The organism is Azospirillum palustre (assembly GCF_002573965.1).
Lineage (GTDB): Bacteria > Pseudomonadota > Alphaproteobacteria > Azospirillales > Azospirillaceae > Azospirillum > Azospirillum palustre.
Window position 1 is genome coordinate 1 of record NZ_PDKW01000021.1, and the last position, 1,242, is coordinate 1,242.

The window sequence follows — 1,242 nt, forward strand, 5'->3', positions numbered from 1 at the left end:
AGCAGGCGGGTTCCACCCGGTGTTCCGTCGGTGGACCACAATTCACGCCCATGGACGCCGTCGTCGGCGCTGAAATAGACATGCCCATGGAGTTCGATAAAGCCCTGCGGCTCCGATGAGGCCGTCCCCTGAGCGATGTCCCGCAACAGGGTGGCCCGGCGCCCGTCCGTTCCCCACAGCTCGTTCCCACTCGCATTGTCCGTCGCCGCGAATACGGCGCTGGCTTTCATCGGCTCGTTTTTCAGTCGGAGATTGCCGGCAGTGAGATCCTCCCGCGACAGGCCCATCAGCTTCACGCCGTCACGTGGTCCAAAATCGAGGACCAGCCCGTCGCTGTCCTGATGGGAGCGGGCCAGCACATCCTCCAGGCTGCCGATCCCACTCCAGGCCCGCAGGTCCAACGAGTCCCCGTCGGCTCCGCCCTGGAAGTCGCCGATGCAGTCCCAACCGTCGCCGGGTTTGAGAATGAAGCGGTCGCGGCCGCCGCCGCCTTCCATGTAATCGTTGCCGCGATTGCCGGCGATGATGTCGTTCCCTTCGCCGCGGAACAGAAAGTCGCGGCGCCCGCTGCCCATGATTGTCCGCCCGGACGTGCCGTGATGCTTTTCATGATCCTGTCCCATGCCGGCGCCCTTTCGATGGTAGCGGTGGGTCTGGATAGAAATGCTCTTAAAGGCTGCTGTTTCGAATGACGCATCGGGCCAGGGCTCTATCGGCCCATCCGTCTACTCCAATCCAGCGGAAATGTTTTTAGAGTGTCTATCAAAACCCCGGTCTGACGCGCTGAAGGCGTTGATTTCCCTCAACGTCAGACCGGTTCTGATCAGCACTCTTAGCATTGTCCAACCGAAAGAGTGCCGGCAGTGAAAATCCGGAGCGTCAGTCCGCGGTCGCCGTTTTCGAATCCAGCCGTGTGATGCCAAGTCCCAACCATGAAATTACGGGCTATCGTAAGCGTCATTTCTCTTCCCTCGGCCGAAGCCTACACTTATGCAACTGCCGAGGACACGACCCTTGGACCAAGGCACCATCGCTGACGGGATCTGGAAACAACCGATCTCAGTCGTGCTTAAAAACCTGGATGCGACCCCCGCCGGGCTGAGCTGGACCGAGGCGGAGGCCCGCCTGCACAGATACGGCCTCAACCAGCCGCTGGCGCGCCGCTGCCGGCCGCTCTGGCTGCAATTCCTGACCCGCTTCCTCAATCCCCTGGTGCTGATCCTGCTGTTTGCCAGCGGCCTG

The 1,242-nt window shown here is 61.6% G+C and carries 1 protein-coding gene and 1 pseudogene; one reads left to right on the plus strand and one right to left on the minus strand.

The genetic code is table 11. The features are described from left to right. Positions 1 to 623 (minus strand): annotated as a pseudogene (locus tag CRT60_RS36000) (hypothetical protein); the annotation flags it as partial. A gap of 367 nt (positions 624 to 990) precedes the next feature. Between CRT60_RS36000 and CRT60_RS00120 the strand changes: the two are divergent. After that, positions 991 to 1,242 (plus strand): cation-transporting P-type ATPase (locus CRT60_RS00120; protein ID WP_244592182.1); only part of this gene is annotated, 252 nt, incomplete at its 3' end.